The sequence below is a fragment of the Kamptonema formosum PCC 10802 genome, from assembly GCF_000332335.1.
In the GTDB taxonomy this organism is placed as follows: Bacteria; Cyanobacteriota; Cyanobacteriia; order Cyanobacteriales; family Oscillatoriaceae; genus Oscillatoria.
This window is the reverse complement of the sequence record NZ_KB235948.1, coordinates 4,755,446-4,756,489: the sequence shown is the minus strand read 5'-3', so window position 1 is coordinate 4,756,489 and position 1,044 is coordinate 4,755,446. Positions and strand designations below refer to the sequence as shown.

Sequence of the window (1,044 nt, the reverse complement as noted above, 5' to 3'; positions counted from 1 at the left end):
CGATAAATCTTTCACCTCTCGGCACATCGGGTCTTAGCAGCCGTTTCCAGCTGTTGTCCCCGACCTGAAGGCAGATTCTCACGCGTTACTCACCCGTCCGCCACTAGAGGATTTCTCCTCCCGTTCGACTTGCATGTGTTAAGCAGACCGCCAGCGTTCATCCTGAGCCAGGATCAAACTCTCCGTGGTGTTCTTTGAGTTTGTGACTCTCTCCCCATTAGGGGAGGGTTTTGTTATAATGAAATCTCCAGGTTGCCCCGAAGACCTCTAATTGTTTTGACGAGGTTTTTGATGCTTTCTGGCTTTCAAACTATTCTTTTATCAAAGGTTCGGTGCCGTGAGGGCGTCGGGCCGCTTGCGCTGCCTCTTTCCTCACCGCGCTTTACTACTGTAACAACCCCCAAAAAGTTTGTCAAGCTTTTTCGGGAAATTTTTTGAAAAATTTTTCGGAAATCCTGAATCGACCTGCCGGTAAGGGTTTGAGCTAGATTGGATCGTGCGGGCAACCGTTGGGGCCGGCCCCCGTGCCACTGGTGTCTGGTAGAGACGCGACTCGGCTTTCTACAACTGCGCGGTAAAAACCGGCACTGCCCGCTCCCGCCGCACGCCTCTTATATCATCTCCGGTCAACTGTCCCGATTAATTTTTCTGTCGATCTTCCTCTTTCCACCGGCTTCTTGGCCTTGTTGGCCTGTACCTTGCGGGAAGCCGCCGCGTCCTGTGGCGGTTCATTATTAAGTTTAAGCTGACACCAATGGCCACCCACGGAGACTGGCCCCACTTGGGGCAACCCACCCCAACCCCTCCGTAAATTTGGGACTGGGGGGATTGACCCCCTATCAAGACACCAACAGTCTCAGGAATTTGCCACCCCACCTCTTCGATCCACCGGCCACTAGAACCCGCTGGCCCCAGAATCCACCACCCAGACGCGCCGCCCCAGCTTGACCGCAACTCAGCAGGCCCAATGTATCCCACCGGCAGCCGGCAACCCCCGTTTCATTGACCCAGGCCCAGGGCCAGCTCGCAATCTGCTGGAATCCT

General features: G+C 55.0%; 1 protein-coding gene and 1 other annotated feature (1 of these 2 running past the window's edge). The gene reads right to left on the bottom strand.

Annotation, left to right across the window (positions count from 1 at the left end):
* Positions 1-189 (bottom strand) — a sequence feature (mutual gap in cmsearch alignment for this rRNA model is longer than 100) (it extends 1,088 nt beyond the left edge of the window).
* 650 nt (positions 190-839) lie between these two features.
* Positions 840-1,044: hypothetical protein (locus OSC10802_RS54695; RefSeq protein ID WP_232731718.1), on the bottom strand; the 205-nt coding region annotated here is incomplete at its 5' end.